Annotated in this window: 24 protein-coding genes; 10 read left to right on the top strand and 14 right to left on the bottom strand. The window is 57.0% G+C overall.

Features of this window, described 5'->3' with window-relative positions:
• Positions 1-161 precede the first annotated feature (161 nt).
• A complete protein-coding gene (locus ACN082_RS09070) occupies positions 162-761 on the top strand; it encodes a GDSL-type esterase/lipase family protein (RefSeq protein ID WP_419100538.1) in 600 nt (199 codons plus the stop codon).
• A 150-nt stretch (positions 762-911) separates the two neighbouring features.
• On the top strand, positions 912-986 hold the full coding sequence (locus ACN082_RS09075; protein WP_377129465.1) for a 50S ribosomal protein bL37: 75 nt from the start codon (positions 912-914) through the stop codon (positions 984-986).
• Positions 987-1,047: 61 nt separating this feature from the next.
• On the opposite strand, the gene rsrA is transcribed toward ACN082_RS09075, so the two are convergent.
• Both rsrA and ACN082_RS09085 read right to left on the bottom strand, forming a co-directional pair.
• The gene (gene rsrA, locus ACN082_RS09080; RefSeq protein ID WP_419100539.1) at positions 1,048-1,326 is read right to left on the bottom strand and encodes a mycothiol system anti-sigma-R factor; all 279 of its coding nucleotides are present in this window, start codon (positions 1,324-1,326) and stop codon (positions 1,048-1,050) included.
• Positions 1,327-1,339: 13 nt separating this feature from the next.
• Positions 1,340-1,954, bottom strand: a complete 615-nt coding sequence (locus ACN082_RS09085; RefSeq protein ID WP_419100591.1) for a sigma-70 family RNA polymerase sigma factor — start codon at positions 1,952-1,954, stop codon at positions 1,340-1,342.
• Between the two features lie 253 nt (positions 1,955-2,207).
• Here ACN082_RS09085 and ACN082_RS09090 point away from each other — a divergent pair, with 253 nt between their 5' ends.
• From ACN082_RS09090 to hisN, 4 genes are all read left to right on the top strand, one after another.
• Complete coding sequence (locus ACN082_RS09090; protein WP_419100540.1) at positions 2,208-2,741, top strand: DoxX family protein; 534 nt, start codon at positions 2,208-2,210, stop codon at positions 2,739-2,741.
• A gap of 125 nt (positions 2,742-2,866) precedes the next feature.
• The gene (gene aroA / locus ACN082_RS09095) at positions 2,867-4,234 is read left to right on the top strand and encodes a 3-phosphoshikimate 1-carboxyvinyltransferase (protein WP_419100541.1); all 1,368 of its coding nucleotides are present in this window, start codon (positions 2,867-2,869) and stop codon (positions 4,232-4,234) included.
• Positions 4,234-5,322, top strand: a complete 1,089-nt coding sequence (gene rsgA / locus ACN082_RS09100; RefSeq protein WP_419100542.1) for a ribosome small subunit-dependent GTPase A — start codon at positions 4,234-4,236, stop codon at positions 5,320-5,322. Before aroA ends, rsgA begins: the two co-directional genes overlap by 1 nt.
• Before the next feature lie 27 nt (positions 5,323-5,349).
• The gene (gene hisN, locus ACN082_RS09105; protein ID WP_419100543.1) at positions 5,350-6,144 is read left to right on the top strand and encodes a histidinol-phosphatase; all 795 of its coding nucleotides are present in this window, start codon (positions 5,350-5,352) and stop codon (positions 6,142-6,144) included.
• 153 nt (positions 6,145-6,297) lie between these two features.
• On the opposite strand, the gene secA is transcribed toward hisN, so the two are convergent.
• From secA to ACN082_RS09155, 10 genes are all read right to left on the bottom strand, one after another.
• Positions 6,298-8,946, bottom strand: a complete 2,649-nt coding sequence (secA, locus tag ACN082_RS09110) for a preprotein translocase subunit SecA (RefSeq protein ID WP_419100544.1) — start codon at positions 8,944-8,946, stop codon at positions 6,298-6,300.
• A 234-nt stretch (positions 8,947-9,180) separates the two neighbouring features.
• Positions 9,181-9,825, bottom strand: coding sequence for a ribosome hibernation-promoting factor, HPF/YfiA family (gene hpf, locus ACN082_RS09115; protein WP_419100545.1), 645 nt, complete (start codon positions 9,823-9,825; stop codon positions 9,181-9,183).
• Between the two features lie 176 nt (positions 9,826-10,001).
• Positions 10,002-10,691, bottom strand: coding sequence for a ComF family protein (locus ACN082_RS09120; protein ID WP_419100546.1), 690 nt, complete (start codon positions 10,689-10,691; stop codon positions 10,002-10,004).
• Between the two features lie 186 nt (positions 10,692-10,877).
• On the bottom strand, positions 10,878-12,569 hold the full coding sequence (locus tag ACN082_RS09125; protein WP_419100547.1) for an LpqB family beta-propeller domain-containing protein: 1,692 nt from the start codon (positions 12,567-12,569) through the stop codon (positions 10,878-10,880).
• A complete protein-coding gene (gene mtrB / locus ACN082_RS09130) occupies positions 12,562-14,253 on the bottom strand; it encodes an MtrAB system histidine kinase MtrB (RefSeq protein WP_419100548.1) in 1,692 nt (563 codons plus the stop codon). The genes ACN082_RS09125 and mtrB overlap by 8 nt, the downstream gene beginning before the upstream one ends.
• A gap of 13 nt (positions 14,254-14,266) precedes the next feature.
• Positions 14,267-14,953, bottom strand: a complete 687-nt coding sequence (gene mtrA, locus ACN082_RS09135) for an MtrAB system response regulator MtrA (RefSeq protein WP_419100549.1) — start codon at positions 14,951-14,953, stop codon at positions 14,267-14,269.
• A gap of 96 nt (positions 14,954-15,049) precedes the next feature.
• Positions 15,050-16,147 carry a hypothetical protein gene (locus ACN082_RS09140; protein ID WP_419100550.1) on the bottom strand — a complete coding sequence of 366 codons (1,098 nt, stop codon included), beginning with the start codon at positions 16,145-16,147 and terminating at the stop codon, positions 15,050-15,052.
• A gap of 15 nt (positions 16,148-16,162) precedes the next feature.
• A complete protein-coding gene (locus ACN082_RS09145; RefSeq protein ID WP_419100551.1) occupies positions 16,163-16,555 on the bottom strand; it encodes a chorismate mutase in 393 nt (130 codons plus the stop codon).
• Positions 16,556-16,629: 74 nt separating this feature from the next.
• Entirely contained in the window at positions 16,630-17,823 is a 1,194-nt protein-coding gene (gene mnmA / locus ACN082_RS09150; protein WP_419100552.1) for a tRNA 2-thiouridine(34) synthase MnmA, read from the bottom strand.
• Positions 17,824-17,855: 32 nt separating this feature from the next.
• Complete coding sequence (locus ACN082_RS09155; RefSeq protein ID WP_419100553.1) at positions 17,856-19,088, bottom strand: cysteine desulfurase family protein; 1,233 nt, start codon at positions 19,086-19,088, stop codon at positions 17,856-17,858.
• A gap of 119 nt (positions 19,089-19,207) precedes the next feature.
• Here ACN082_RS09155 and ACN082_RS09160 point away from each other — a divergent pair, with 119 nt between their 5' ends.
• A complete protein-coding gene (locus ACN082_RS09160; protein ID WP_419100554.1) occupies positions 19,208-19,675 on the top strand; it encodes a tRNA (cytidine(34)-2'-O)-methyltransferase in 468 nt (155 codons plus the stop codon).
• Here ACN082_RS09160 and ACN082_RS09165 read toward each other — a convergent pair.
• Positions 19,672-21,195, bottom strand: a complete 1,524-nt coding sequence (locus ACN082_RS09165; RefSeq protein WP_419100555.1) for a S1C family serine protease — start codon at positions 21,193-21,195, stop codon at positions 19,672-19,674. The genes ACN082_RS09160 and ACN082_RS09165 overlap by 4 nt on opposite strands.
• A gap of 247 nt (positions 21,196-21,442) precedes the next feature.
• On the opposite strand from ACN082_RS09165, the gene ACN082_RS09170 reads away from it, so the two are divergent.
• Together ACN082_RS09170 and ACN082_RS09175 are read left to right on the top strand one after the other, a co-directional pair.
• Complete coding sequence (locus ACN082_RS09170) at positions 21,443-23,440, top strand: TPM domain-containing protein (protein WP_419100556.1); 1,998 nt, start codon at positions 21,443-21,445, stop codon at positions 23,438-23,440.
• A 155-nt stretch (positions 23,441-23,595) separates the two neighbouring features.
• Positions 23,596-24,309, top strand: coding sequence for a PspA/IM30 family protein (locus ACN082_RS09175; RefSeq protein WP_419100557.1), 714 nt, complete (start codon positions 23,596-23,598; stop codon positions 24,307-24,309).
• A 116-nt stretch (positions 24,310-24,425) separates the two neighbouring features.
• Here the strand turns inward: ACN082_RS09175 and udk are convergent, their stop codons facing one another.
• Entirely contained in the window at positions 24,426-25,043 is a 618-nt protein-coding gene (gene udk, locus ACN082_RS09180; RefSeq protein WP_419100558.1) for a uridine kinase, read from the bottom strand.
• Positions 25,044-25,424: 381 nt separating this feature from the next.
• On the opposite strand from udk, the gene ACN082_RS09185 reads away from it, so the two are divergent.
• Positions 25,425-25,847, top strand: a complete 423-nt coding sequence (locus tag ACN082_RS09185) for a hypothetical protein (RefSeq protein WP_419100559.1) — start codon at positions 25,425-25,427, stop codon at positions 25,845-25,847.
• Positions 25,848-25,868 lie beyond the last annotated feature (21 nt).

The raw sequence follows: 25,868 nt of genomic DNA on the forward strand, positions 1-25,868 counted from the left end.
TTTTTGACAGTGGAGCACCTGTTTTTAGTCCCGGCTGACTGAAAAACAGGAGCTACCGGCCTTGCGAGCGTGCGTTGGCTGGCTCCCAGGGTTTAGACTAAGAAAGAATAAGACAACCGTTGCTGTGGGGCACTTCCCCCACGGCCTAGAGAAAGAAGCACGTGGATCAGCGAAAAATTCGGCTTGTAGCCGTTGGCGATGAACTGCTCGCAGGCGTTGGGGACCCCCGCACCCTGGGGTGGTTTGGTCGCGTTATGGCACGCACCCCCCAGAACTCAGCCTCCATCTCGGCCTATAACTTGGCCGCCCCCGGTGAAGGCAGTGAACAGCTCAACTCACGCTGGTTTGAAGAAGCCAGCCGCCGTTTTGCCCAGGGTCACGATAACCGCCTGGTGATCGCACCCTCCACTTTTGACATTGACCTGGGTATCACCAGCGCACGTTCACGCCTGAACCTAGCGAACATGGTTGATATGGCTTCTCAGAACAATGTCAAGGTTCTTGTAGTTGGCCCTCCCCCCACCCTGGACTCCGAGCGCAACCGCAAGATTGCTGACCTCTCCGCAGCTTACGCCGATGTGGTTACCCGCCGTAACCACGTCTACGTTGATACCTTCAACCCGCTCCTTCACCACGAGCAGTGGCGCAACGACCTTGCCGCTAACGACGGCCGCCCGGGCCAGTCCGGATACGGCTTGATTGCCTGGCTGGTTCTTCACCGCGGCTGGTACAACTGGCTCCAGATTTCTGAGCCGGTCTAAGCCAACAAACTGGCGTGATATTCAAAGCAGTATTGTGCAATCAGGGCTAAGGTATGCCAAAATGGTGAGAAGTGCCTGTTAACGGGTGCTATCGACCATTTTGTGCTCCGTTATCCTGGCGGGCACTCCACCTTGATCAAGGAGGCTCATATGAGCAAGCGCGGTCGCAAGCGTAAGGATCGCCGTAAGGGTGGCGCTAACCACGGTAAGCGCCCCAATTCATAAGGCAATCACCAAGGGCCCTCACTCTTCACAGAGTGAGGGCCCTTTCGTATGTCTGACGCACCTAGGCCTCGGTATGGGCCTGGCTGTGCAGGGTGTCGATGCAGTCCCGGATACGGCTCTTGAGATCCTGGGGCGCCCTTTCGGAGCAGGTTCTTCGCACCGCCTGCCGGATAATACATTCGAGGTCGTATTCCTGAGCACAATATTTGCACTCGGCCAGGTGGGCTTGGAGCTCTTCGAGATCCTGGCAGCTCAGTGGGTCATCCAGGTAGTCGTAAATTCTGGTGAGTCGTTCCTGGCAGGGGTTGGGGGCGCCGTCTGCGCCGTGTGCCGTGGGCATGATGGCTCCTTTCTTAAACCGAGGTCTTGATGCCGCGTTCAGCTGCATAGTCTGTAAGTTTGTCACGTAAAAGTTTGCGCCCACGGTGCAGGCGGGACATGACGGTGCCGATAGGGGTATCCATAATCTCGGAGATTTCTTTGTAGGAAAAACCCTCAACATCTGAGTAGTAGACCGCCATGCGGAAGTCCTCCGGGATTGCTTGGAGGGCTTCTTTGACGTCGCTGTCGGGAAGACGGGCCAGGGCCTCTGATTCGGCGGAGGGCAGGCCACGTGAGTCGTGGGCACCTGCCTGCGCCAGTTGCCAGTCCTCTACCGTATCGGTGTTGGCCTGGTAGGGTTCCCGCTGACGCTTGCGGTAGACATTGATGTAGGTGTTGGTCAGAATCCGGTAAAGCCAGGCTTTGAGGTTGGTGCCGGGCTTGTACTGGTGGAATGCAGCAAAAGCTTTCATGTAGGCTTCCTGCACCAGGTCCTCGGCGTCCTGAGGGTTGCGGGCCATGCGCAGAGCCGCCGCGTAGAGCTGGTCCACGTATTGGAGGGCTTCGCCTTCAAACCTGGCTTTTTGCTCAGCATTCAGCTCGGGGCCTTCCTTCTGGCTTTGCCCGGTGTCTCCTGCGGTTTCCATGGAGCCTGTGGTGGTCATGTCCCTCCCGTATCTGGGTTCTTATCGTCCTACTCTACCTGCCAGTAGCGGGTAACAGTACCCTGGGCGACACAGGGTATAACACTATCTCCTGCCGCTTTTATTCCTGTGAATTTTTTGATTCTTGTCGCCTGTCTCAGGGTGTACCGGCCCCCTGAACCTGTTCGGCTCTGTATGCTGGGAACTGAAAGAATCTATCGCGCTGCGGTGGGACCCCCCCTCAAAGGAGAAAATCATGTCTTTGGTTCGTAAAGTTGCTCGCCCCCTCTTGGCTTCTAGCTTTATTGTCTCGGGTATTGACCGCCTGCGTACCCCAGGTTCATCCAAGCACCTGACCAAGCTAGTCGATGTGGTAGCTAGCACCAGCCCCCAGCTCAAGGCCCTCAAGGGGCAGGAAGAACTGGTCGGTAAGGTTCTGGCGGGTTCTCAGGTTGCCGCTGGTACGCTTTTTGCTCTGGGAAAGTTCCCCCGTTTGGCCGCCACACAGCTTTTCATCACCGGGGCCATCAACTCCTACGTTGAGTACCGCGCCGCTGAGGCCAACACTAAGAACGAAAAAACAGCCCGCCGCAATGTTGCCCTTGCCAACGGCTCCTTGCTGGGTGCTATCGCAATTTCAGCGGTCGACACCAATGGCAACCCTTCACTGGTTTGGCGTGCATCTAAGCTCAGCGACAAGGTGGCCCACAAGTCTTCACGGCTTGCTTCTGAGGTGCAGGATGTAGCCCACGATGCCCAAAAGAAGGTCAGCGATTTGCTGTCTGCCTAAGACTTTAAGGGCGACCAAAAACTAGAAAACCCTGCACCAAACGGTGCGGGGTTTTCTTCTACCCCTTCTAGCAACCTAAAATAGGTAGCAGTATGCCCTTATAAGAAAAGGTAGGTAGGTTTTTCGTGGTTGATGTGCCCAGCACAGTGTCAGTAGCAGATGGTGACTGGCACGCCCCCACCGTATCGGTGCAACCAGGCGCTCGAGCCCGCCTTGAGATCCCGGGCTCCAAGTCGCTCACCAACCGCTACCTTGTGCTAGCGGCCCTTGCCGATAGCCCCTCGATTATCCATGCACCCCTGCATTCCCGCGATTCAGCTCTGATGATTGCCGCCCTCAGTGAGCTGGGTGCCCGGTTCCATGAGATTCCAACAGGCAGTCCCTTTGGGCCGGATCTGCGAGTTACTCCCCTGAATTTTTCTCACCCACAGCCTAAGAAAGTCTCCATCGATGTGGGCCTAGCGGGTACGGTCATGCGTTTTGTTCCCCCGGTGGCAGCTCTGCTCCCCGGTAGGTTTTCTTTTGACGGTGACCCCCACGCTCGAATTCGACCTATGGGCCCGGTCATCGATGCCCTGCGCAGTCTAGGTGCCACCCTTGAGGAGGGCGGAGATAGGGCTCTGCCTTTTACCCTGATTTCAGACGGCAGGCACCAGGTTGCTGAGCTTACCATTGACGCTTCTGAGTCTTCGCAGTTTGTTTCTGCCCTGCTTCTAGCCGCCTGTCGGCTCCCTCAGGGGCTGATTCTGCACCATGAGGGCGGGGCGCTGCCCTCCATGCCTCATATTGAGATGACTGTTGAGACTATGCGGGGGCTCGGTATCGCAGTCGAGTTCGATGGAGCCAACACCTGGACGGTAGCACCCGGCGGCTTCCCCGGTTTCGAAGTCACAGTAGAACCCGACCTCTCTAACGCTGGGCCCTTTTTGGCCGCAGCAGTGGTCACCGGCGCGCAGGTCACTATTGCAGGCTGGCCCGAACACACTACCCAGGGCGGTAATCACTGGCTCACTATTCTGCCCCAGCTCGGTGCTCAGGTTGAGCTACATGACGGGAACCTGACTGTCACCGGCCCAGCTGGCGGTGCCGTAGCGGGCCTACCCGGTCTTGACCTTGACCTGTCAGAAGCCGGCGAGCTGGCACCTACAGTTGCCGCGCTGATCGCGCTCTCACCGGCCACCAGCGTTCTCAGAGGTATTGCTCACCTGCGGGGGCACGAAACTGACCGGCTGGCGGCCCTTACCGCTGAAATCAACCGTTTGGGAGGCCAAGCGGAAGAAACAGAGGACGGCATCAAAGTTACAGCTCCGGTTCAGCACGGCGGGTTCTTCCTGACCTACGCCGACCACCGCATGGCAACAGCCGCCGCCATTATCGGCCTGCACCTTCCCCAGGTCATCGTGCAGGAGGTTGAAACCACTGCTAAAACCCTGCCCGGTTTCACCGGTCTGTGGATGAACATGCTGGATCAGTTCAAGGCTGGTGACCGCTAATGCGCCGCACCTGGGATGAAAGCGACGTGCGGGTTCGCCCCAATAAGAAGGGTTCCCGCCCACGCACCAAGGACCGCCCCTCCTATGCTGATGCTCACATCGGTCGTATCGTTACTGTTGACCGTGGCCGCTACACAGCGGTACTCGATGAGGGTCTCTCAACAGAGCGCCGGGTAACAGCCGTCCGTGCCCGGGAACTGCGCCGCTGCCCCATTGTGGTGGGCGATCGGGTTGCGCTGGTGGGTGACACCAGCGGTAAGCCTGATACGCTAGCCCGCCTGGTCCGTATTGAAGAGCGCACGAACCTGTTGCGCCGTAGCGCCGATGACACCGACCCCATCGAGCGGGCCGTTGTTGCCAACGCCGACAAGCTGGTTATTGTGGTGGCCGCAGAAAACCCCGAGCCCCGCACCGGCTTCATTGACCGTTCCTTGGCCGCTGCCTTTGATGCCGGCCTTGACCCGGTTCTCTGTATTACCAAGACCGACCTGAAATACCCCCAACGTCTGCTGGACTACTATAAAGACGTTGAGCTCACCCTTGTGCTTTCTAAGGCCCGGGACGGTCGAGCTCCCAGCGAAGAGGGCTCCGAGGGCCTTGATCTGTCCCTGATCGACCAGCTCAGTGACCTTCTCACCGGGTCAGTCTCGGTCCTCCTTGGCCATTCCGGTGTCGGCAAGTCCACTTTGGTCAATGCGCTCACCGGCGCCGAGAGAGCCACCGGCCACGTCAACTCTGTCACCGGGCGTGGCAGGCACACCTCATCGTCCGCCCTGGCACTGCAACCCAAAGACAAGCAGGCCGGAACCTGGATTATTGACACCCCCGGCATCCGTTCCTTTGGCCTAGCCCATGTTGAGCCAGAAACCCTGGTTGCTTCTTTTAGCGACCTAGCCCCCGGCTCAGCCAACTGCCCCAAAGGGTGCACCCACGCTTCTGCAAGCCCCAACTGTGGAATCCAGGCCTACGTTGAAGCAGGCCTAGCAGGTGCCGCAGGTGCAGAGCGTTTAGAATCCCTCCGCAAACTTCTTCGCGTCGATGAAGAAACCGGTGACTCCGAAAAAGAACTTGGCGTCGTAGCCTCCTAGCGACCACACACTCAAGGGTAAAGACACATGACCAACTACAACGATGACCTCCGTCTAGCTCACATCATGGCTGACTCCGTTGACCGGCTCACGCTGGCTCGTTTCAACGCGCAGGATTTCACCGTAGAGACCAAACCCGATCTCACCCCTGTCACCGAGGTAGACCGCGAAGCTGAACAGCATATCCGCTCCCAGCTCTCCCGCGTCCGCACCCGCGACTCCGTTCTGGGCGAGGAATTCGGGGAGACAGGTTCTTCCCCACGCCAGTGGGTGATTGACCCCATCGACGGCACCAAAAACTATGTGCGTGGTGTACCGGTATGGGCCACCCTCATTGCCCTGCTCGATCACGGTCAGCCCGTTGTTGGCGTGGTTTCTGCCCCCGCCCTACAAAGGCGCTGGTGGGCAGCTCTAGGCACCGGTGCCTATACCGGACGTTCCTTGGCTAAGGCCACCCGCATATCGGTTTCATCGGTGAGGTCTCTGAACGATGCTTCACTTTCCTACTCATCTCTTAGTGGCTGGAAGGAACTGGGCATCCGAGATCAGTTCATTGATATGACCGATAGGGTCTGGCGAACCCGTGCCTACGGCGACTTCTGGTCCTACATGATGGTGGCAGAGGGTGCTGTCGATGTAGCCGCCGAACCGGAGCTTGGCCTCTACGACATGGCGGCCCTGGTCCCAATCGTCACCGAAGCTGGCGGTAAGTTTACCTCCCTGGCCGGTGAGGACGGCCCCCACGGCGGCAACGCCCTGGCAACCAACGGGCATCTGCATCGATCCGCGCTGGAGTACCTGGGCACAGACAAGACGCTCTAGGTGCTGCCTGTCTGCGATATTTATAGACAAGGCCTAGGGGCTCACGCTTGCTGTGGGCATGCATGCGCCTTAACTGAATCTTATGCATTCCCTACTTAAAAAGCTGGCTCCCCGAATATTCGGGGAGCCGGCTTCTTCTAGGGGGCAGGGTTTCTACTTCTTTTTCTTGAGAAGAGAAATCTGCTCGTTGGTCCTGTCCTTGACAGCCTCGGTATGAACCTCGGTCTGGCCGCTCTCGGACGGTGCCGAGTACTGCAAGAACTTAGGCTGAGCAGGAATCTTCAGCTGAATGTTAGTCTGCTGAGTACGTTGCTTGGAAAGATCAATCTGATAGAGCATGGTAACGGTTTCCTCGCGGATAGCGTCCATCATGCCCTGGTACAGGGCGTAGCCTTCACGCTGGTACTCCACCAGGGGGTCCCGCTGAGCCATAGCTCGCAGGCCGATGCCCTCCTTGAGATAGTCCATCTCGTAGAGGTGCTCAGGCCAGCGCTTACCGATAACAGAGAGCACAACACGGCGTTCAATTTCGCGCATGGCATCTTGCCCCACTGACTCTTCGCGTTCCTTGTACTGGAGCTCAGCATCAGCCAAGATTTCCTTGACGATCTGATTACGGGTGACCTTGGTGCGGTCCCCCGCTTCTTCGTCTAGGTCCTCGGGTGTAATGGTCACGGGGAAGATAGAGCGCAGGGCCTCCCAGAGCTTATCAAAGTCCCAGTCTTCGGGGTGGCCCTCAGCTACCTGAGCGTCAATGGTTGAGGTAATAACCTCAGTACGGAACTTGCTCATCTGCTCTTGCAGATCATCGCCATCAAGAATTTGGGCGCGGTCGGTGTACATGGCCTCACGCTGGCGGTTGAGAACATCGTCGTACTTGAGCACGTTCTTGCGCTGCTCAGCGTTACGGGCCTCGACCTGGCCCTGAGCGTTGGCAATGACACGGGAAACAATTTTGGCTTCTAGCGCGGTGTCATCGGGGGCACCGGCCATCAGGCGGGCGGCAGCCTGACCGTTGAACAGGCGCATCAGGTCATCGGAAAGTGACAGGTAGAAGCGTGACTCACCGGGATCACCCTGACGGCCAGAACGGCCTCGGAGCTGGTTATCGATACGGCGGGACTCGTGGCGCTCGGTGCCCAGGACGTACAGGCCGCCCAGCTCGGTGACCTCATCGTGTTCAGCGGCTGACGCTTCCTCAGCGGCCTTGAGGACCTCGGGCCACTTGGCCTCGTAGTCTTCGGGGTTATCGTTGGGATCCAGGCCCAGACGCTTCATGGTTTCTACGGCCTCGAACTCAGGGTTACCACCGAGCATGATGTCAGTACCACGGCCTGCCATGTTGGTTGCCACGGTCACGGCGCCCTTACGACCAGCCTGAGCCACAATTACCGCTTCACGGGCATTGTTCTTAGCGTTCAGAACCTCATGACGGATACCAGCCTTGGACAGGAGCTTGGAAAGGTACTCAGACTTCTCAACGCTGGTTGTACCGACCAGAACGGGCTGGCCGGACTCGTGGCGGGCCTCAATGTCCTTAACAACGGCGTTGAACTTAGCGATTTCGTTCTTGTAGACCTTATCGGGCTGGTCGATACGCTGAACATCCTTGTTGGTGGGAATCGGCACAACACCCAGCTCGTAGGTGTTCATGAACTCAGCGGCCTCGGTTTCGGCGGTACCGGTCATGCCCGAGAGCTTATCGTACATGCGGAAGTAGTTCTGCAAGGTCACGGTTGCCATGGTCTGGTTCTCAGGCTTAACCTCAACCTCTTCCTTGGCTTCGATTGCCTGGTGAATACCGTCATTGTAGCGGCGGCCAGCAAGGATACGGCCGGTGTGCTCATCAACAATCAGCACCTCACCGTTCATCACAACGTAGTCTTTGTTGCCCTTAAAGAGTTCTTTGGCCTTAATAGCATTGTTGAGGAAGCCGATGAGCGGGGTGTTCTCGGGTTCGTAGAGGTTATCGATACCCAGGTGATCTTCCACCTTGTCGATACCGCTTTCCAGGACGCCCACAGTGCGCTTCTTCTCGTCAACCTCATAGTCCTTGCCGGGTACCAGGGTGCGGGCAATCCGGGCGAACTCGCCGTACCAGCGGTTGGCCTCCCCCATTGCGGGGCCGGAGATAATCAACGGGGTACGGGCCTCGTCAATCAGGATGGAGTCAACCTCATCGACAATGGCAAAGTTATGTCCACGCTGTACCTGCTCGTCCTTGGTCCAGGCCATATTATCGCGCAGGTAGTCAAAGCCGAACTCATTGTTTGTGCCGTAGGTGATGTCAGCTTCGTATTGCTTACGGCGGACCTCGGGGGTCTGGTTAGCCAAAATGACGCCGCATTCCATGCCCAAGAAACGGAAAACACGGCCCATGAGGTTAGCCTGGTACTCCGCCAGATAGTCATTCACCGTAACAATGTGCACACCCTTGCCAGAGAGGGCGTTCAGGTAGGCCGGTGCAGTAGCGACCAGGGTCTTACCTTCACCGGTCTTCATTTCGGCGATATTGCCCAGGTGCAGGGCGGCGCCGCCCATGAGCTGAACGTCGTAGTGCCGCTTGCCCAGCGTGCGCTTTGAGGCTTCACGGACTACTGCGAAGGCCTCGGGCAGCAAGAGATCCAGGGATTCGCCGTCTTCAACACGTTTGCGGAAGGAGTCGGTCTCAGCGCGAAGTTCAGCATCGGTCATAGAGACAAAGCTGTCTTCGAGTGTGTTCACTGCATCGGTGTAAGCACGCAGCTGTTTGAGGACTTTCTTGTCTCCGCTGCGGAGTAGCTTTTCCAAGAGAGATGCCACTGAAGTTTGCTCCTTGTAGATTTGAAATAGTCGTAAGGTGGGTAGGCCCACCATGCTCACTCTATTGTAGTTTAGTCCTTTAGCCCCTCAGACTCTTTCACCTGTGGGCGTGATACAAGCTTTTCTTAAGGTCATTGGGCGCTCCCAGGTAGCCCTGAGAGTAACCAGGGCCCCATACAATGGCTCCCTCCCCATCATTGGGGAGGGAGCCATCATGGGGCGATTCAGAAGAGCTTAGCTCTCGGTATCTTCAAGCAGGATGACACCGTAGGACCAACCCTTACGCCGGTAGACGGCTGCCGGTGCACCTGTTTCGCGGTCAACGAAGAGAAAGAAATCGTGGCCAACCAGCTCCATACGGTCAACAGCTTCTTCTGCTGTCAGATGATCTGCGGGGAAGCTCTTCTTTCTGATTTCGATGGGGGAAGAAACCTCATCGTGCAGGTCATACTCACCAGCGAATGCGGCTTCTTCAACCGGTAGTTCATCGGTGCGAATCTCAGTGAGCGCAACCTCTTCGGTAATGATAGGCATTGAGCCGGTTGCCTCGGCTACAGAAACGGGGTGCTTGCCACCGGCGCGACGGGTCTTGCGACGATCTCGTGCGCGACGCAGGCGCTCAAGGAGCTTGCCGTAGGTTTCGTCAAAGACAGCGAACTTGTCCTGGCCAGTTGATTCTGCACGCAGGATAGGACCACGACCAATAACGGTTATTTCCGCTCGGATTGAGGCCGGGCCGCTTTCGCTTTCCCTGGTGAATTTGACCTCAATATCGGTGACATTATCACCCAAAACTTCAAACTTGGTGATTCTGCTTTCAATGTATTCCTGCAAACGCTGGCCCACTTTGACGTTGCGACCGACGATCTTGAATTCCACAATTCCCTCCATTCTCAGGGGGTGAATACGGGGCCTTGTGACTGCCTCGTATTGGGGAATCTGCCTTGTGGATTCCTTACTGCAACTTTACGCCTATTTGTGTTTCAAGTCATTGCCTTGGGAGCTTGTCGGGCAAATTCAGTCGTATTTTACGGGGCTAAAGTGCTCTAAACCTATCATGTGTCAGCAAGGTCTACACGAGGGACCCGAGCCACGGCGATAGCCCCTTCCACCAGCACCCCGGCCTGGCGCAAGAGACGCTGGGCTTCTGCTAACGATGCGCCCGTAGTGACCACATCATCGACCAGTATGCAGCGGGCACCAGCTAGCTTATATGAACGCCCCAGGCTGTGGAAGAGCGGCTGCCCTAAGCGTAGCTTTCCGTTCATCGCCCGCTGGCGGTCGTACTTACTCAGGGTCTTTTGCGCACCGGTACGATGCCCCACCCCTGGCCTGCACCAGGTAGGGACCGGCTCAAGGGCAGGCAGGACCCGTACATCCACTTGCCCTCGCACAGCACGCACCAGAGCCGAGGCAAGAAGAGGTGCAGGGGCATAACCCCGACGGCGGGTTGCGGCTCTACTGGACGGCAGTGGAACCAGGTGCAGAGGGCGGCCGCTAGACCGGCTTCCAGTTCCCGCAAGTAGCGCAAGCAGAGAACGGTTGAGCGCACTCACAAGGTAAGGGGCTAGATCGGTTCTGCCACCGTCTTTGAAAGCCAGAATACAGCGTGCCAGCTCGTACTCATACCGGCCAGCCGTATAAATCGGTAAGCGCGCATAGGCAACAGCGGTGGGCTCAACCGCCAGTGTTGCCAGGCGCAACAATCGGTCACAGAGCGGGCAAAGCGCCCCAGAGCCTTGCATAGTCCTGCCAAAAGCCCAGCAACTAGCGCAGACCCTGGGGAAAAAGAGCTCAGCAGTCTGGCTCAGGTGCCCCAGAAGGCCTTTATCAGCAGGTCTCGTCTCATGTCTTTGGAAGAGGTAATGCACACCCTGAAGTATTCCTGGGTCTATGAAAACCAGCCAGGGGTGTGTACACCGGGAACACCTTTAGCCAGAGTAATTCACTTCACTCAGGCTAGTCTCGATCCTGGTCCAGCTCCTACCGGCAACAATATACAGACCGTTTTCATCAGTCATCGCTACAGCCTGATCAAGCCCGTTACCCGTCACAATACGCACTATTCCCTGAAGCGGATCGTACTGGGTACTATGCCCAGAAAGCGAAACAATTTCGGTTTGAGTGGTTTCGGTATTCCACAGGAAAACCTCTTCATCGGTATGCCATTCAGCGCCCCTTGGATTAATATCCGAGCCAATACGTACCGGGGCCATGAGCTCCTGCGGTGTACCATCAGATGCCCGGCGGATAGCAGAAACCCAAGCGGCGTAGTCATTCCCCCCAACGGAGGTCACCACAAGGGCACGGCTACCGTCACGAGCTATCGCAAGGCTGTGCACGGTTTCCTCCGTTAGCCATGTCTTGACCGTCAGAAGCTCACCATTTTCCTGGCCAGCCGGGTAAGCCCTCACCCTTCCACCTTGCTCACCCAGCCAGAGCCAATTCAGGTGATCAAAACTTGGTTGCAAGATGCCATTCCCCCGGTGAATAGAACCAGACCGGTTTGAATTGGCCAGCCATATCTCGTTGCGACCAGCATTTGTGTAGGCATAAAAGTTGCGGGTGTAGTTCATTGCTGGCTGTGTAATAGCGCCGTAGGCTACGCCCTCGACAATAGTCTGCTGGCTAGCTGTATCGACCAAAGCGCTCCGGCTTACCAGCCGATTGTTCTCAATCCCCACCACGGCTCCTGACACCACAGCATTAATGGTGGGTTCTTTATAGTTCTCGAGTTTCTGGGCAGCTACCACCTGATTATTGATGCTCATCTGAACCGAGGCAACCGTAGCCAGGTTCGACAGAGCCTGAGTGAGCTGAGTCCTTAACCGCTCAGTCTCCAAAGCACTTGCCGTGACCAGAGCATTACCACCAGCCAGCTGAATATCAGCTACCCCGTTTTCCACAGGAACCGAGTTGATGGCCAGGCGAGTTTCCTGCGGCACAGCAGTCACCACCGCGCCCTCAAGGTAGGGGGCCGGTCCCTCTAACAAAACCCGAATGAGCGATGTAGCGATCGTCGAGCGTTCAGCAAACCATCGGATATCGGGCACCGCATAGGTGAAAGTCGGGTCGTAAAAATAGAGAGTAAAAGGATTGAACACCTCACCAAATTCAGTGCGGCTCAGAACCGTTCCGTCAGGCACCGCAGAAATTCGCCATTCCTGCTGCACTTTCTCCAAAGAGAACTCGATTTCGGTATCGGTAAAGGTCGTGTATGAGGTAGCCAGTCCCCTGTTATCAATCTCAGTGCTGGTGGGCACCGCAACCACATAGCTATTCTCCCCGGTCGCCCTGGTTGCAAAGGATGAGTTATAGACCAGGGTCCTGCCATCGGGTCGCCACGACTGTGCCAGGTCTTTAGTCAGATACTGGCGGGCAACACTGTAATCGTCGTTCACACCGGTTCCAGCGTGTAAGAACCCCTCAATAATCTCTGAAGGACTGGCCCCCGGCTGAGGGCCTTGCGGACCGGCAGAGGCACCAGCAGTTGAACCCGTCGCCTGCGGGTCAGCGTAATGGTTGACCTCACCGTCAGTTGGAATCGTAGCGCAGGCGCTTACAGATGCAACTAAGGAACTCAAAGTCATGCTAAGGGCGGTGCGGCGTGAGATCTTAGCCATCGGTGGCCTCCGGTCGGTCGTATTCGTCGATGCTTCCTTCTAGCGGTCGGGCCTCCAGAGCCAAAGGCTCAGGAGCAAGAGGCTCACCGCTCAGCAAGACAGGCGAAGGACCCATCGGTAGGTCCTGGTCAACAGGAATGGTCATGCGGAAGCAGGCGCCCTCTCCCTTGATACCCCAGGCTTCTAGCAGGCCCTGGTGAAGACGTACATCTTCTGCTGCAATGGACAGCCCCAGCCCGGTACCTCCCAGGGTGCGCTTGCGCGAAGTATCCGCACGCCAAAAACGGTTAAAGACTTGCTCGGTTTCCTCGGGGCTCAAACCGATACCGTGGTCACGGACAGCAAGGCCCAGAGTGGTTTCGGTGGCATCCACATACACATCAATAGGTCTACCCTCTGAGTGCTCTACCGCGTTAAAGAGCAGATTCCGCAGAACACGCTCAATCCGTCGGTGGTCCATATCAACCATGATCTCGGTGTGGTCAGTATGAACTGTGAGTTCGGTATTGGTGCGCATCAGATGCGGTTCAACCGCTTTGAGCACCTCATCAAGCACAGCCATAAAATCCACCGACACGATTTCTAGGGTCTGGGATCCAGCGTCAAAACGCGAAATTTCAAGGAGATCTGCCAGCAGGGAATCGAAGCGGTCCACCTGGTTATAGAGCAACTCGGTAGAACGTTTGTAGAGTGGCTCCATATTCTCACGGTTATCGTGCAACATATCCGCTGCCATGCGAACCGTTGTCAATGGGGTCCGCAGCTCATGGGAAACATCCGACACAAAACGTTGCTGCATGGTCGAAAGCTTTTCCAACCGGGAAATCTGATCCTGCAGGGAGTCAGCCATTCGGTTGAAGGAAAGCCCCAAACGGGCAGTCTCGTTCTGCCCCCGGACCAGAACACGCTGGTCGAGATCCCCCGCAGCCAGTTTCTCCGCTGTAATAGCGGTAGAACTAATGGGTCGAATAACCAAACGGGCAATCATCCACACGATAGTCAAAACTACTACCAGCAAGATACTGAACCCGACCCAGACCACCAAATTGATGTACTGCACGGTAGCCTGAGAAGCCGACAGGTCATAGACCAAGTAGATAGCGTAATCAGGGTTCTGCGGTATAGAGACCTTTGTGCCTACCACCAGCACCGGCGCTGTATGTCCATCATCCCAGGTGGCCTGTGAGGACTGCCAGTAGATACCTGACCCCTCACTCACACTCGTAGCCAGGTCAGCCGGAATGTCTTCCCCCGTCACCTCCTTGCTCTGCGACTGCTCGGTAATAAAACCATCTGTAGGAGCCTTAGGGTCTTTGAGAAGAACCCAATGGCGGTTACTATCAGCGCTGCTGGTCTCCAAGACCGTGATAAAGCGCCTCACATCTCGCTGGATCTCGGTACGGCCGGTTGCATCAGAACCGTTCATGAGGGTCTGCACACTACTGAAACCCGCAGCTGACTCTTCAAGAGCCTGGGCCAGGTTTCCCCGGAAAAGTGAGTTCGCTATTTGGTGAGAAATAAACGAACCCACAAAGATGAAGGCCACCAGCAGGAGCGAGGCTGAAGCCACCACTGCACGGAACTGTAGCGACTGCTGCCACAACCTGCGAACAGTATGGAGAAGCCTCAAACGGTGTGAACGAGCGGGAGGCTCTACTGACTGCGGTTCAGAGGTAACAGACAAGGAAAGTCACTGCCTAGCGGTGCCCGTCGGAGGCAGCCTTATAGCCCACCCCACGCACAGTAAGAACAATTTCGGGATTCTCCGGGTCACGCTCAATCTTGGCTCGAAGACGCTGAATATGAACGTTCACCAGACGGGAGTCCACAGTCTTTTCGTAGCCCCATACATTGCCCAATAGGGCCTCACGGGTCATAACCTGGCCTGGCTGGCGGGCCAGGTTAGCCAGAAGCTCAAATTCCAGCGGTGTCAGCGGAATACCCTGCCCATCACGGGTCACTGTATGCCCTGCTAGGTCGATGACCAGGTTGCCAATACGCAAGGGTTCATTATGACGCTCCTCGCGGGGGCGCAGGCGGGCACGCACACGCGCCAGCAGTTCAGCTGGCTTAAAAGGCTTAGTCATGTAGTCATCGGCACCAGCCTCAAGACCCTTGACGACGTCCTCGGTGTCGCCCTTGGCGGTCAGCATAATGATAGGAACCTCAGACTCACTACGAATCTGGGTGCACACCTCGATACCGTCCATACCGGGGAGCATGAAATCGAGCAAAATCAGGTCGGGGTGATTGTTGACGAAAGCCTCAAAAGCCCGGTCACCGGAATCGCAGAAGACCGTTTCGTAGCCTTCTTGAGCAAGCACAATACCGACCATCTCTGAGAGGGCGTCATCGTCATCGACTACAAGGATGGTTTCTTTCACGGGTGTTCTCCTGGATAGAGGGGGTGTGATGCAGGCCTTTCCCTAGTGTAACCGGTTTGTCCCCCGGTGAGTGTGAGCTCAGGTTCAGGGGGAGGCTTAGGCTTCCTGGGCAATTTCGGAGAGAGCGCGGGCGGTATCGGTCAGATGCCCCAAAACGGTAGTGGCACGAGCAGGGTCGGTGGTCGCTAAATCACCGCGTTCAGTCAAAATCATCTGATTCAGAAGCGCCTTGTGAAGACCCAAATCACGCCAGGTTTTCCACAGGCTACGGGCCAGATCCCCACTGGCAGTGCGAGTGATTGGATCAGCGGTTTCAAGGTAAAGACCGCCACCGGCTTCAAGCCGCGCGGCAAGCGGCTCCCAGTCAGCTGTCTTACTCCCTGTCATATCGACGACAGGGGTGGCAATAACCCTTTGGACTTCGGGGTCAAGTGCCAACAGATCAGTACGTACAAGGGGCTGAGCTTCCAAGGCCGCTGTAGCCCCGTGAAGCTCGTTCAGAGTAGCAACCAGCTCATGCCGGGGCACCGACCGCAAGGTACGGTAGCCACTCGAGGTAGGGATAGTTCCAGCTGCCACAGGGGTGAGAAGCGGCTCATCAAACTGAATCACTAGCGGCGCGCCAGGAACAGCCTGCCGCAGTTGGCGGGTGAGGTGATCCAGCCCCGCCATCAGCGACTGCGCTAGATCGGTGCGCGCACCTGGATCCGAGATCAGTCGCTCGCCATTGGTGAGGTAGGTGCTAGCAGCCAGGCTCAGTGGCCCCAACAAGCCTATCTTGAGCGGTGAGACCGACAGCCCAGATTCCCTTCCGACCACATCGGCAAGCACATTAATATCCGACTCCAGCAGGCTCCGGGCTGAGCTCCCCTCAGCGGCAAAACCGCTGGTTATCCGCCAGCCACTGGCTGTAGCATCGGCGCTCAACCCCTCAAGTACCGCGATGGTTCTGGCCAGCAGGCTGGCCCGGTAGCCCCTACCGGGTAGGTCAGGCAGATAGCTAATGTGAGGCTCCCCCAGCTCCCCTCGGATCCTGGTGACTGCGTCAAAGATGTTCTCCCCTGCCCAGCTACCCAGACCGCTCGCTCTGACCGTGAGATGTTTCTCGAAAGTGAGGGGTTTTTCGCTGTCCTTACGGATTGCGAGCATTTCTGCATCGGTTGGCAGGTAGAGGGCTGGTGCGGCACGATGCACGGACGGTTGACCTTTCTAGGGGTGATTGGGCTGCTGAATTTCAGTCTCAGCCGCTATCTTTTCATGGTGGCGGATAACTTCGGAGATGATGAAGTTTAGGAACTTTTCTGCAAATTCCGGGTCCAGATCAGCAGCCTCGGCCAGGCCGCGCAAGCGCCTAATCTGGGCTTCTTCCCTCCCAGGGTCCCCTGCCGGCAGGCTATGGGCGGCTTTAAGGTGCCCTACTCGCTGGGTGGCGCGGAAACGCTCTGCCAGGATATGGACCAGGGCAGCGTCCATATTGTCGATAGTCTGGCGCATAGTCAAAAGCTTGTCCAAGACGGCAGGATCAACCCCCTCCATGGATGTTGCTCGGGGATTAAAATCTGCGTGGGCTTGCACGTCATCAGAAGTTTCTCTTGGGCTCATGTCTTTAGTCTAGGGCGCGGGTGGGCCTTGGGTGCAGGAGTGAATCCCATCATTTCACGGTATGGAACGTGAATTTAGGGAGCAGTGATGTCCGCGCGGTCCAGGGAGTAGGCCCGAGCGATAGTGGACTGGCCCAATACCCGGGTGCCCTGGTAGAGCACCATGGTCTGCCCGGGGGCAACGCCGCGAAGCTTATCGTGCAGGCGCACCACGGTCTCTAGGCGCAGGGCACCAGGCTCAGCGGCTTCATCATCGGCAACCCATTCTAGGTGGGCGGTGGAGGGCACCGGATCTGCGTGTGCCCGCACCTGGGCGGTCACTTCAAAAGACCCACTCTGTGCGCCCTCCACAGGGTCAAGGGCCAAAAAGTGTGCGGCTTGTTGGACGGGTAGGCCTGCCCAGGTTTCGCGGATACCGCGAATCTCGTCAATTTCAAGCAGGTCCTTGCCCCCCACGATAACCTCATTAGTTTTGGGGCGGATTTCAAGCACGAAGCGGGGCTTACCGTCTGCAGCAGGGTGACCAATAGCCAGGCCCTTGCGCTGGCCCACGGTAAAGGCCTGAGCACCTCGGTGGGTGCCCAGTACTCGCCCCTCGGTGTCCTTAATAGCGCCCTCGGTCATTTCAATGTGCTCTTCGAGCCACTCGCGAGTATCGCCCTCGGGGATAAAACAAATATCGTAGGAGTCCGGCTTCTTGGCCACGGAGAACCCGCGTTCGGCGGCCTCAGCACGCACCAGATCCTTGGAGGGAGTATCGGCTAAGGGGAACCAGGCATGCTTGAGCTGTTCGTGGGTCAGCACACCCAGAACATAGGACTGGTCCTTGGCCCAGGTCGCAGCACGGTGCAGTTCGCGGTTGCCGCCCTCGGTAGTAATGACCTTGGCGTAGTGGCCGGTCACAACGGCATCAAAGCCCAGGGCCACAGCCTTCTCGAGCAGGGCAGCAAACTTAATCTTCTCGTTGCACCGCATGCAGGGGTTGGGGGTCCGCCCCTGTTCATATTCGCTGATGAAGTCATCGACTACATCTTCTTTGAAGCGCTCGGAGAAGTCCCAGACATAGAAGGGGATGCCGAGCTGGTCGCAGACCCGGCGGGCATCCATAGAGTCTTCAATAGTGCAGCAGCCGCGTGAGCCGGTGCGGAGGGTTCCGGGCATACGAGAAAGCGCCAGGTGTACGCCTACCACATCGTGGCCCGCTTCAACAGCGCGCGCGGCGGCTACGGCTGAGTCTACGCCGCCACTCATAGCAGCAAGTATTTTCATGGGGTCATTCCTTATAGGTTGTCAAAAAGTCTTTAGTTCCAGCGCTGGGAGTCAGGGGCCTGGGCGGCCATGCCTGCTTTTTTAGCCTGTTCCCAAGCCGCGGGTAGAGCCCCAAGCAGGGCTTGCACGTCGGCTTCTGAGCTGGTGTGCCCTAAGGTAAACCGCTGGGCCCCCCGTGCAATTCCCTCATCCACTCCCATAGCCAAAAGAACGTGGGAGGGTCGAGGCACACCGGCGTTACAGGCGGAACCTGTCGATGATTCAATACCGGCCATATCGAGCAAGAAGAGCAGAGAGTCGCCCTCACACCCGGGGAAAGTAAAGTGTGCATTTCCCGGGAGCCGGCGGAAAGCACCGTCAGCGATTTGCTCAGAATTTTCGGGTTCGGGGCCGTTTAGGGTGGCTTCGGGGATAGCATGACGCACACCCTCAATAAGCAGGTTCCGCAGATTCGCCAGTCGGCGGCTTTCTTCTGCGCGGTGGTCAGTCACAGACTGAGCGGCCACACCAAAACCTGCGATAGCGGGGGCATCGATGGTACCGGAGCGCACAGAGCGCTCCTGCCCGCCACCGTGAAGCAGAGGAGCCAGGGGCGCAGTGCGGGTAGCAATCAGGGCACCCACACCCATGGGGCCACCAATCTTGTGCCCGGAAATAGCCAGGGTCGTGGCACCGCAAGCCCGGAAGTCAATATCTAGGGCACCAAAAGCCTGGACCGCATCGGTATGGAAAGGAATACCGTGGCTTTTGGCCAGCTGGGCGATCTCAGCAATAGGCTGGACTGCTCCCATCTCGTTGTTAGCCCACATGACCGTGATCAGCGCAACCGTATCGGGGCTCTCCCCCACAGCCTGGGCAACAGCCTCGGGGGTAATGATGCCCTCTGAGTTGGGAGAAATCCACACGGGTTCAGCACCTTCGTGGGTCTCTAGCCACTCCACAGCATCACCTACCGCGTGATGTTCAATCGCCGAGACAATAATCCTGCAGGCGGCTCGGTTAGCCTTGGTCCTCGACCAGTAGAGGCCCTTGACCGCTAGGTTATCGGCTTCGGTCCCGCCCGAGGTAAAAATAACCTCCGCAGAGTCACAGTTGAGGGCACGGGCAACACGATCACGAGCCTGTTCCACTGCCGCACGGGCGCGGCGGCCAGCTGAGTGGAGAGATGACGGATTACCGCCTGTGAACATCTGTTCGGTCACCGCTTGTACGGTTTCGGGAAGAACAGTGGTAGTGGCGGCGTGGTCCATGTAGACCCGGGGCATAGGCCTGCCTCTCAAAGCGTGGGCGAAAAGTATCAGCCCTCCATCATACTCCCCGCCGGGCTCTGACCTCTATGGGGTGGTTCACGGTGGAAGGTATTGGGGGCACGTACACTGGTGGGGTGTTTAAAATTCTTTTTTATGCCCCCGAAATTCCCGGCAATACCGGTAACGCTATCCGACTAGCTGCCATCACAGGCGCCGAACTGCACCTGGTCAAGCCCCTAGGCTTTAACTTTGAGGATGCCCATCTGCGCCGCGCGGGCCTGGACTACCACGATCTAGCGGTCATGACCGTCCACGAAACCCTTGAAGACGCCTGGGAAGTGCTGGCCCCCGCCCGAGTTTTTGCATTCACCACAACGGCATCAACAAACTACGCCGAGATAGACTACAAGCCCGGTGACGTGCTCATGTTCGGCCCTGAATCTGTGGGTCTCCCCCAGTATGTTCAGGACGATGAGCACATCACCGAGCGTGTCAAAATCCCTATGGTCCCGGGCCGCCGTTCACTGAACCTGGCTAACAGCGCATCTATCGCGGTGTTTGAGGCCTGGCGCCAGCACGGCTACGCCGGAGGAACCCTCTAGGAGGTAGCCTGCCCCAGGGTCACCTCAACCTGCTGGGAAGACCCTTTACGCTCAACGGTGAGGGTAACAGTCTGACCGGCAGCGGCCTCACGGACTGCGGCTGTCAGCTCGGTTGCTTCGCTAATGGTTCGCCCATCAACTGCAGTAACTACATCGCCCTTTTCCAGCCCGGCTTTCTCAGCGGCACCTCCGCTGGTAACCTCCTTGATCAGGGCACCATCGCCAAAGGACTCTGAAGCGTCCTTATTGGCCGGTGATGTAGTGACAGAAGCCCCCAGCATGCCATGGCTAGCTGAGCCACTCTCAATAATTTCGTTGGCTACACGCTTGGCATAGTTAATAGGGATTGCGAAACCCACACCAATATTGCCGCTGCTAGAAGTAGTGCTGGTATCGGTTGAAGCGATAGCCACATTCACGCCAATAACCTCACCGGCAGAGTTAACCAGCGCACCACCAGAGTTGCCGGGATTAACTGCGGCATCGGTCTGGATGACATTAAGCGAGATACTGGAGGTATTTGAGCTGGAATAGCGTTGCTGGCCTGGCATTTCAAATTGGAAAGGGGATCCGCCAAAGGGGTCGCTACTGCCCGAGTCACTGTTGGAGTCCTTGGCGGCTGAGGATGCCACCTCGATGGTTCGCACCATGTTGGACACAATACCGGTGGTCACCGTGTTTGAAAGCCCTAGGGGCGCACCGATAGCAACGGTCGTATCACCCACGTTCAGTGCCCCCGAGTCCCCGAGGCTTGCAGGTGTCAGGTTCAGCCCGCTAGTATCACTTATCTTGATGACCGCTAGGTCACTGGTCGGGTCAGTTCCTACCACCGTGGCCGCACGAACGTTACCATCTGAGAGCTGGACTTCTAGGTTTGCCTTAGAAGTTGCCCCGTCCAGTGTGACCACGTGGGTGTTGGTGAGAATATGCCCCTGGTCATCCAGGATGATCCCGGAGCCTGATCCCGCTTCGCTCCTAGTGTTTGCGGAAATAGTCACCACCGAGGGGATAGCCTTTGCGGCAGCAGCGGTTACGGCGTTCACCGAGTCAGTGTTATTGACGATAGTGGTTCCGGCGCTGGTCCTGGTGATGCTGGCCGAACCCAGTGCTCCCAGAGTAGCCGCTACCCCGCCGCCCACGCCACCGCCAATCAGGGCCGCAATAGCGGCCGCAGAAATGAGAGCCGTAGTGGAGTGTTTCTTAGCAGGGGCCACCTGCGCATAGTAGTTCTGCGGGTAGGCCTGTGCGGAAGGGGGCTGTCCCTGCACTGCATGTGCATAGTTATAACTTCCGGCAGTTGATGCACCCTGATGATTATGTGCAGGTTGTGCGCCCCTAGCCGGTGCCGGCTGCTGATAGGAAGCTCCCGAGCTCGGATCTACCTGGCCTTGAATCGGGTTCTGCGCATTATGGGGCTGTGCTTGCTGCGCACCCACCGCTTGAATGTGCTCGCTGTTAAGTGGCACAGTACGGTCATCAGCAGACTGCAAGTTTTCCTGTTCCCAAGGGTTATTCGACATGGCAGTTAACAACTTTCTTTAGTGCGAATTACTTACTCGCATATTTTTCAGCTGCTTCTACTATGCTTCACAGTTCTGGGATAGAGATGTAACTAAGCTGTATGTTGACTGCAGGGTTCCATAGAGAAAACCCAAGAGCGGGGCCGTGTATCACCTGCGAGCCTCAGCCAGAACTCTGCCCAAGATGGCAGCCCCAAGGATAGAATATAGTCCATACCGTTTGCCTGTTCCCCGGAAAAGAGTTCCCATGCCCCGCAAGCACCTTGCCACAGCCCTGCTGGTTTCTTCCCTTGGGTTAGGTATTATGCCCGCCGCTTTCGCAGCCGCCCCCTACGATTTGGATGCGGGGGTAAGAGTCAGCGACACCACCTCATCCCTGGGTGACACCTCCGCCCTCAAAGAATCTATCCAGCAACTTGCCACCGATGACCAGGTCAACCTTTTCGTCGTAACAATTGATGCTTTTGAAAGCCCAACCTCATCGGGCCAGTGGGTTGAAAAATTTGCATCTCTCAACAACATGGGAACCAACGATGTTGTCCTGGTCATCGCTACTGAGGACCGCCAAGCCTACTTCCTAGCAGGCTCAACTTCGCTACTCTCCGCCAAAGAGCAAGAAAAAATTTATCAGGACTACATCTACCCTGAGCTAGCAAAATCTGATTACAAGGCCGCCGCCCAGGCCGCAGTCACCGGGATAAAGTCCCAGCTTGGATCCGGGGCCGCAGGCACCTCCACCGGAGCTGTAGCGGTGGGAGCAACCACACTGATTAGCGTTGGTGTTCTGGGCGGTGCAGGAGCACTGCTGTGGAGCAGAAAACGTTCGTCTAAAACCCCTCATGCAGGTCAGCCAAGTGGCACCGCGGCACCGCAGGCCCCCCTGCCCTCCCTAGCAGAGCTACGAACCCAGGCCGGTCAGCAACTTGTGAGCACCGATGACGCTATTGCCCACTCCTTACAAGAAGTTGAATTCGCGCGCCTCCAGTACGGGGAGGAGGAAGTAGCGCCCTTCCTCAACGCTATTAAGGCCGCCAAAGAGCATATGCAGCAGTCTTTCCAGCTCCAGAAACAGCTTGAAGACGATATCCCCGATACCGAGGCCGACCAGCGAGCCTGGTTGACAGAGATTATCAGCAGAACCCAGCAAGCCCAGGCCTCTCTCAACGAGCAGGTCGAGAACTTTACCAAGCTGCGAAAGCTCGAAGAAAATGCGCCCCAGGTGCTTGCCACTCTCAAGGAGCAGATCAGGGCAGTTGACCCGCTCTTCGCCCCCGCTCAAGCAGCTCTGGGCAGGCTCAAAGGCCTCTACGCCCCCAGCGCTTACGGGGCTATAGCCGACAACATCGAAGAAGCACAGTCACGCCTTGAGTTTGCCCGTAGCTCAGCTCAGAAGGCCCAGGAGCTTTTGGCAACCGATAGGAGCCAAGCGATCTTGGAGCTCCGTGCTGGCGAAGAGGCCCTGGGCCAGGCCAAGGGGCTCCTTGAATCTGTGCACCACGCCGAAACTGACCTAGCTAAGATGGCAGCCTCCCTCGACGATGCCCTCATTCTGGCTGAGCGCGACGTTGCTCAGGCTCAAGAGTTAGCTCGTACAGGCGCGGGAAGCAGTAGCCAACTATCGGGTGCCGCCGCAGGTGTGCAGGCTGTGCTCGGTCAGATTCGTGCTGAGCGCGCGGGTGGCCTGATCGACCCCTACCTGCTCAATCAGCGCCTGCACGAGGTACGCTCAGAACTTGATGCGGCCCTAGCAGGTGTCCGTCAGGTTCACGAGCAGGAGCAAAACGCCCGTGAGAAGCTAGCTCATACGCTTCTCTCCGCCCAGGCTCGAGTATCTTCAGCCGGTGAATACGTGTGGGCTCGCCGGGGCGGGGTCAAGGCAGAAGCCCGGACCCGTCTACGGGAAGCTGAACGTCACCTGGCTGAAGCCCAAGAACTTCAGTCCTCAGACCCTGTCACAGCCCTCTCCCATGCCAATGATGCGATCCGCCTGGCAACAGATGCCCAGCGTATTGCTGAAAACGACGTTAATGTCTTTAGCCAAAACAATAGGGGCTACAGGGGCAACACGTCCAACTCAGCAATGCTGGGCGGTATTCTTCTGGGAACTCTGCTAGGCGGTGGAAGTAGCCAGGCTAGCTCCGGCAGTAGCTGGGGTGGCGGGTCATTCGGCGGCGGCTTCGGCGGAGGCGGCTTTAGCAGTGGCGGTGGCTTCGGTAGCGGTGGCGGTGCTGGCGGTAATTTCTAGCTCTCCTGCCACCGCCGGGTTCAGCCCGTTTTCGCTCAGGACGTAGCAAAACCCACACCCACCAGGGCCCAAATAGGCACCGTTATTGACACAATAGAAACTAGAGCGTAGCAAGCCTGCTCTCGCTTACCCCTCCACCGAAAGGTAGATACTCCATGGCCAAGCAAACCATTTTTAGCCGTATCGCCCAGCTCACCAAAGCAAACATCAACGCCCTCATTGATGCGGCTGAAGATCCCCAGAAGATGCTGGACCAGATGGTTCGTGACTACAGCAACAATATCGCTGAAGCCGAGCAGGCTGTCGCTCAGACCATCGGCAACCTGCGCCTGCTGGAAGAGGACCACGCCGAAGACCTCCGTGAAGCAGCCGAATGGGGCTCAAAGGCTCTGGCCGCTTCCAACAAGGCCGATGAGTTCCGCGCCGCAGGCGACACCGTTAACGCCGATAAGTTCGATAATCTGGCCAAGATGGCTCTGGGCCGCCAGCTCCAGGCAGAGAACACGGCCTCTTCTATCAAGCCACAGATTGACTCTCAGACCCAGGTCGTGGAGCAGCTCAAGACCGGTCTGACCCAGATGAAGGAAAAGCTTAGCGAGATCACCCGTAAGCGTGATGAGCTCGCTGCCCGTCAGAAGTCCGCAGCGGCTCAAACCCAGGTCAATGACGCGCTCAAGTCTTTCAGTGTCATGGATCCTACCAGCGAGATTTCCCGCTTTGAAGAGAAAGTTCGCCGCGAAGAAGCTCGTGTACGCGGTGAGCAGGAACTGGCGGCTTCCTCACTTGATGCCCAGTTCAATGACCTTGAAGATTTGGGTAAGCAGACCGAACTAGAGGCTCGTCTGGCTGCCCTCAAGGCAGGCAAGTAGGCCTAAACAATAACAAGCTGTGAAGAGGGGCCCGGTGGGTTCGCGTGTGTGCGAGCCGCCGGGCCCCTCGGTGTTCGGGGCGGGTCAGGTACTGGGTTGCTCCTCCCCCGCTGGTTCTAGGGTGCAGATTCGATCTGGCCGGTAATCCGGTGGTAGAGCATATCGAGCGCTACCATGTTCACGCCCTCTGGAATGATCATGTCCACATGCTTCTTGGACGGCTCCACGTAGAGCTCATGCATAGGCTTGACCGTGGTGAGATACTGGCTCTCGACCGATTCGATGGTGCGGCCACGCTCGATGACATCTCGGCGAAGCCTGCGCAGAATGCGAACATCGGCATCGGTGTCCACAAAAATCTTGATATCGCACAGTTCCCTGATTTCGGGCTCCACAAAAATCAGGATCCCTTCGAGAATAAGGATAGGCTGGGGAGCCACTTCCATGGTCTCATCGGAGCGGTTGTGGGTAGCAAAGTCATAGACCGGCGTCTCAATCCTCTGACCGGTCAGCAGTGTTTTGAGGTGCTGCACCAGCAGGTCGTTATCGAAAGCCTCCGGTGCATCGTAGTTCAGCAGGCATCGTTCATCGTAGGTGAGGTGGTCATTCCTCTTGTAGTAGTTATCGTGGTAGATTACCCCTACTTGGCCGTCAAAACGCTCTAGTAAGGAGTTGGTGAGGGTTGTTTTACCCGAACCGGTGCCACCAGCAATACCGATAATCAGTGGTTTCATGAATCTGCCCAGCCCTAGAAGTGAGAGGTTGCCATCGCCTTCTATTGTGGCATGGTTCCGCCTCTATCTACACACCGTACAGTCAAGCGCTTGATCATATTTTTACGCGACCTTTCATCAGGCCAAGAAGAGACATTTGCCGCTGGTTTAGCTGAATCTGACCAGGAACTCTGAATATATATCTCCTTGTCAGTAGCCACCCCCACCCTAAAACATATGGCACCCACCCCGGCTACCTACCCCACAAAATAACCCAGGACCTAGACCAAACTCTCGCTTTTGGGGACAAAAAATAAGAAAAACCCACCTTTTAGGGGACATAATGTGTGTATAGTGTCTAGAGGACTAACAGCACGTACACCTCAGACAAGGAAGCCCGCTATGCATTTTGAAAGTTGGGTTAGCGACAGGTACTCAAACGTCTCGCTCAGCTCCGCTGTCAAGCGTCATTCATCTCACGGTGGGCTCAAGAAATTCCACAAGGCCCTCCACATGGCGGACAGTATGGTTCGCGGTGAGACTGTTGTGGACTTTGTTGTCGGCAAATACAGTGGCTTGGGCGATACGCTGATGGTGATCACCAACGAACGTGTACTTCTGCTCCGCAACACTTTCCAGACCGGGCAGAGCCTTTCTTTTGATCTTCAAACGCTGGATCAGGCCAAGCTCAGCTATTTCCCGTTGCTAGGTCATACTCTCACCCTTAATGGTCACCGGCTCAGCCGTATCCCAGCACCCTTTGTCGCTGTTCTGCGCAACCTGCTGACCGCAAAGCTCTCAGAACACTGGGCAGTAGCTGCCTAACCAGGCTTCCCCACAGCAATT

Origin of the sequence: Rothia sp. CCM 9417, assembly GCF_048513575.1 — a bacterium.
In the GTDB taxonomy this organism is placed as follows: domain Bacteria; phylum Actinomycetota; class Actinomycetes; order Actinomycetales; family Micrococcaceae; genus Rothia.

Coding starts and splice junctions, on each gene's coding strand:
- ACN082_RS09090 (WP_419100540.1), top strand. CDS start 2,208: ATGTCTTTGGTTCGTAAAGTTGCTCGCCCCCTCTTGGCTTCTAGCTTT.
- ACN082_RS09085 (WP_419100591.1), bottom strand. CDS start 1,954: ATGGAAACCGCAGGAGACACCGGGCAAAGCCAGAAGGAAGGCCCCGAG.
- mnmA (WP_419100552.1), bottom strand. CDS start 17,823: ATGAAAATACTTGCTGCTATGAGTGGCGGCGTAGACTCAGCCGTAGCC.
- rsrA (WP_419100539.1), bottom strand. CDS start 1,326: ATGCCCACGGCACACGGCGCAGACGGCGCCCCCAACCCCTGCCAGGAA.
- hisN (WP_419100543.1), top strand. CDS start 5,350: ATGACCAACTACAACGATGACCTCCGTCTAGCTCACATCATGGCTGAC.
- ACN082_RS09185 (WP_419100559.1), top strand. CDS start 25,425: ATGCATTTTGAAAGTTGGGTTAGCGACAGGTACTCAAACGTCTCGCTC.
- rsgA (WP_419100542.1), top strand. CDS start 4,234: ATGCGCCGCACCTGGGATGAAAGCGACGTGCGGGTTCGCCCCAATAAG.
- ACN082_RS09145 (WP_419100551.1), bottom strand. CDS start 16,555: ATGAGCCCAAGAGAAACTTCTGATGACGTGCAAGCCCACGCAGATTTT.
- ACN082_RS09155 (WP_419100553.1), bottom strand. CDS start 19,088: ATGCCCCGGGTCTACATGGACCACGCCGCCACTACCACTGTTCTTCCC.
- ACN082_RS09125 (WP_419100547.1), bottom strand. CDS start 12,569: ATGGCTAAGATCTCACGCCGCACCGCCCTTAGCATGACTTTGAGTTCC.
- udk (WP_419100558.1), bottom strand. CDS start 25,043: ATGAAACCACTGATTATCGGTATTGCTGGTGGCACCGGTTCGGGTAAA.
- ACN082_RS09165 (WP_419100555.1), bottom strand. CDS start 21,195: ATGTCGAATAACCCTTGGGAACAGGAAAACTTGCAGTCTGCTGATGAC.
- ACN082_RS09170 (WP_419100556.1), top strand. CDS start 21,443: ATGCCCCGCAAGCACCTTGCCACAGCCCTGCTGGTTTCTTCCCTTGGG.
- ACN082_RS09120 (WP_419100546.1), bottom strand. CDS start 10,691: ATGCAAGGCTCTGGGGCGCTTTGCCCGCTCTGTGACCGATTGTTGCGC.
- ACN082_RS09175 (WP_419100557.1), top strand. CDS start 23,596: ATGGCCAAGCAAACCATTTTTAGCCGTATCGCCCAGCTCACCAAAGCA.